Consider the following 4223-nt stretch of genomic DNA (forward strand, 5'->3'; position numbering starts at 1 on the left):
GCCCGGCCCGGCCCGCCCGCGGACGACGGTGCGCCGGACGCCGAGAGGGCGGAGAACACCCTCGGCACCCTGCTGGCCGGGCTGGACGTCGCCGTGCTGCCGGTCGACCTGGCCGCCGAACTCGAGGACGTGTCCGACAGGGTCGCGATGGCGCGGAGTTTCTACAACGACGCGGTCCGCGACACCAGGACCCTGCGCGAGAAGGGGACCGTCAGGGCGCTCCGACTCGCGGGGCGCGCCCCGATGCCCGACTACGTCGAACTCGTCGACCACCCACACGCGGGAGGCTGACCCGGCGCGGTGGGGCGGCGGTTGGGGAACCGAGGTCAGGGCGACCTACACTGGACGCCTACTACGAGTCATCGACGCCAGGAAAGGCCTATTTCGTGAGCGAGCCGCAGTCCACCGAGAACACCACCGGAACCGCACGCGTCAAGCGAGGTATGGCCGAGATGCTCAAGGGTGGCGTCATCATGGACGTCGTGACCGCCGAGCAGGCGAAGATCGCCGAGGACGCCGGCGCCGTGGCCGTCATGGCCCTCGAGCGGGTCCCCGCGGACATCCGCGCGCAGGGTGGTGTCGCCCGGATGAGCGACCCCGACCTCATCGACGGGATCATCGAGGCCGTCTCCATCCCCGTGATGGCCAAGGCCCGTATCGGCCACTTCGTCGAGGCACGGATCCTCCAGGCGCTCGGCGTGGACTACGTCGACGAGTCCGAGGTCCTCACCCCGGCCGACTACGCCAACCACATCGACAAGTTCGAGTTCACCGTGCCGTTCGTCTGTGGCGCCACCAACCTCGGCGAGGCGCTGCGGCGCATCACCGAGGGCGCGGCGATGATCCGCTCCAAGGGCGAGGCAGGTACGGGTGACGTGTCCAACGCCACCACGCACATGCGCAAGATCCGCCAGGAGATCCGCCGCCTGCAGAACCTGCCCGAGGACGAGCTCTACGTGGCCGCCAAGGAGCTCCAGGCGCCGTACGACCTGGTCAAGGAGGTGGCGCGCAACGGCAAGCTCCCCGTGGTGCTGTTCACCGCCGGCGGCATCGCCACCCCCGCCGACGCCGCGATGATGATGCAGCTCGGCGCCGAGGGCGTGTTCGTCGGCTCGGGGATCTTCAAGTCCGGCAACCCGTCCGAGCGCGCGAAGGCGATCGTCAAGGCCACCACCTTCCACGACGACCCGGAGACCCTGGCGAAGATCTCCCGTGGCCTGGGCGAGGCCATGGTGGGCATTAACGTGGACGACATCCCGGAGCCGCACCGGCTCGCCGAGCGGGGCTGGTGACCCACCGGTGGCCAAGATCGAGGACATCCTCGCGATCGAGCGCATCGACCGCGATCTCTACCGCGGTCACCCGATCGAGACCCACCTGCAGCGCACCTTCGGCGGCCAGGTCGCCGGTCAGACCCTGACCGCCGCGGTCAGCACCGTCGACGACGACAAGCACGTCCATTCGCTCCACGGTTACTTCATCCGGCCGGGGATCCCGTCGGCTCCCACCGTCTTCCAGGTGGACCGGCTGCGGGACGGTCGGAGCTTCGCCACCCGGCGGGTCACCGCGATCCAGGAGGGCGAGCCCATCTTCTCGATGTCGGCCTCCTTCCACCTCCGCGACCAGGAGGGGATCGAGCATCAGGACCCGATTCCCGACGTGATCGACGCCGAGGAGATCCCCGCGCCGCGGTACGAGGACCTGGACGAGACCCACCGTGTCTTCGTGGACGAGTGGGCGCAGTGGGACATCCGGATGGTGCCGCCCGACAAGCTCCGCGGATCCTCGCAGATCGCCTCACAGCAGAGGGTGTGGTTCCGGTGCGTGGACGAACTGCCGGACGACCCCAACTTCCACGTGTGCACGCTCGCCTACATGTCGGACATGACCCTGCTGAGCTCGGCCAAGGTCATCCACCCCGATGAGCCCACCCAGGACGCCTCCCTGGACCACGCGATGTGGTTCCTGCGCCCGTTCCGGGCCGACGACTGGCTGCTGTACGACCAGACGTCCCCGTCCGCCTTCGGCGGCCGGGCCCTCACCCAGGGCCGCATCTTCGACCGGACGGGGCGCCTCGTCGCGGCGGTCACCCAGGAGGGGTTGTCGCGTCGCCTCCGGGAGGGGGCGCAGCCCTTCCCTGTGGACCTGTCGGGCACCGGGTCCGACCGCACCGCAGCCGCCCGCGGGGACGCCGGTTCCCGCGGGGACCACAGGTGAGCGCGGCGAATCGCCCCCGGATCGGCGTGCTCGCCCTCCAGGGCGACGTCGCCGAACACCTGCGCCACCTGGAGACCGTCGGGGCGGAGGCCGTCACCGTGCGCCGCCGATCGGAGCTGGACACGGTCGACGGGCTCGTGCTGCCCGGCGGTGAGTCGACCGCGATGAGCCGCCTACTGGACGTGTACGACATGTACCAGCCGGTGTCCGAGCGGATCTCGGGCGGGATGCCCGTGTACGGCTCGTGCGCGGGGATGATCCTGCTGGCCTCCGTGGTGCTCGACACCCGCCCGGACGCCACGTGGTTCTCCGCCATCGACATGACCGTCCGGCGCAACGCCTTCGGGCGGCAGGTCGACTCGTTCGAGGCCGACCTCGTCGTCGACGCCCTCGGCCCCGACCCGTTTCGGACGGTCTTCATCCGGGCACCGTGGGTGGAGACGGTGGGACCGGACGTCGAGGTACTCGCCGGCGTCCGCGCCTCGGACGGCGAGGATCACGTGGTCGCGGTGCGCCAGGGCAACGCCCTCGCGACCTCGTTCCACCCCGAGGTCACCGACGACGTGCGCGTCCATCGGTACTTCCTCGACATGGTCAGGGCGGCGACCTCGTAGAGTGGGCCGTCAGCGACACCCGTAAGTCACCCGGAGGTCATCCAGGCCTCACCCCAGACACCCCGGAGGGCGGAACTCCCCATGTCAGGCCATTCCAAGTGGGCCACCACCAAGCACAAGAAGGCGGCGATCGACTCCAAGCGCGGCAAGCTCTTCGCCAAACTCGTCAAGAACATCGAGGTGGCGGCCCGCACGGGTGGCGGTGACCCCGACGGCAACCCGACGCTGTTCGACGCCATCCAGAAGGCCAAGAAGAACTCGGTCCCGGGCGACAACGTCGAGCGCGCGCGGCGGCGCGGCGCCGGCGAGGAGGCCGGCGGCGCCGACTGGGAGACGATCATGTACGAGGGCTACGGCCCGAACGGCGTGGCGATGCTCATCGAGTGCCTCACGGACAACCGCAACCGCGCGGCCATGGAGGTCCGCACGGCCATGACCCGTAACGGCGGCAACCTGGCCGACCCGGGCTCCGTGGCCTACCTCTTCGCCCGGAAGGGTGAGATCGTCCTGGACAAGGGCGAGCTCGAGGAGGACGACGTCCTGATGGCGGTGCTCGAGGCGGGGGCCGAGGAGGTCAACGACCTCGGCGACCGCTTCGAGGTCATCTGCGAACCCACCGACCTCGTCCAGGTCCGCACGGCGCTCCAGGAGGCCGGGATCGACTACGACTCGGCCGAGTCGGGCTTCCGGGCCTCCGTCGAGGTCACCGTCGACGCCGAGGGGGCGGGGAAGATCTTCCGCCTGATCGACGCGCTCGAGGACTCCGACGACGTCCAGAACGTCTACTCGAACGTGGATATCCCCGACGACGTGCTGGCGGCCCTGGACTCCTGACGGCCGCGTCGCTGGTAGGGTCTCGAACGTAGGTTCTACCACTGGTCGGCGGAGGTTCGATGCGCGTCATGGGAGTGGACCCCGGGCTGACCCGGTGCGGTCTCGCGTTGATCGAGACGGCACCGGGCCGCGCCGTCACCGCTCTCGACGTGGACGTGGTGCGGACGAGTGCGGACGAACCGCTCGAGCGTCGCCTGCGGGCGGTGCACGAGGTGGCCGACGAGTGGATGGCCGTTCACCGGCCCGACGTGGTGGCCATCGAGCGTGTGTTCGCCCAGAACCAGGTGTCCACCGCGATGGGCACGGCGCAGGCGGCCGGGGTCGTGGCCATGGCCGCGGCGTACCGGGACATCCCGGTCGCGTTCCACACCCCCTCCGAGGTCAAGGCCGCCGTCACGGGCAGCGGTCGCGCCGACAAGAAGCAGATGACCCTGATGATCACGCGGATCCTCGGCCTCCAGAAGCCCCCGAGCCCGGCGGACGCCGCGGACGCCCTGGCGCTGGCGGTCTGCCACAGCTGGCGGGCGCCCATGCAGGGCCGGGTGGCCGCGCTCGACG

The 4223-nt window shown here is 70.2% G+C and carries 5 protein-coding genes and 1 pseudogene; all 6 read left to right on the top strand.

Annotation, left to right across the window (positions count from 1 at the left end; all coding sequences use genetic code 11):
• Positions 1-291 (top strand): annotated as a pseudogene (locus G6021_RS00045) (NUDIX hydrolase); the annotation flags it as partial.
• Between the two features lie 95 nt (positions 292-386).
• Positions 387-1292 (top strand): pyridoxal 5'-phosphate synthase lyase subunit PdxS, encoded by a 906-nt coding sequence (pdxS, locus tag G6021_RS00050; RefSeq protein ID WP_182610073.1) that lies wholly within the window; start codon positions 387-389, stop codon positions 1290-1292.
• 7 nt (positions 1293-1299) lie between these two features.
• Entirely contained in the window at positions 1300-2217 is a 918-nt protein-coding gene (locus G6021_RS00055; protein WP_179525381.1) for an acyl-CoA thioesterase II, read from the top strand.
• Positions 2214-2831 carry a pyridoxal 5'-phosphate synthase glutaminase subunit PdxT gene (pdxT, locus tag G6021_RS00060; protein WP_179525380.1) on the top strand — a complete coding sequence of 206 codons (618 nt, stop codon included), beginning with the start codon at positions 2214-2216 and terminating at the stop codon, positions 2829-2831. Before G6021_RS00055 ends, pdxT begins: the two co-directional genes overlap by 4 nt.
• 81 nt (positions 2832-2912) lie before the next feature.
• The gene (locus tag G6021_RS00065; protein ID WP_182610072.1) at positions 2913-3665 is read left to right on the top strand and encodes a YebC/PmpR family DNA-binding transcriptional regulator; all 753 of its coding nucleotides are present in this window, start codon (positions 2913-2915) and stop codon (positions 3663-3665) included.
• A gap of 59 nt (positions 3666-3724) precedes the next feature.
• Positions 3725-4223: crossover junction endodeoxyribonuclease RuvC (ruvC, locus tag G6021_RS00070; protein ID WP_182610071.1), on the top strand; the 499-nt coding region annotated here is incomplete at its 3' end.

This window comes from Dietzia sp. CW19 (assembly GCF_014145265.1).
GTDB lineage: Bacteria > Actinomycetota > Actinomycetes > Mycobacteriales > Mycobacteriaceae > Dietzia > Dietzia natronolimnaea.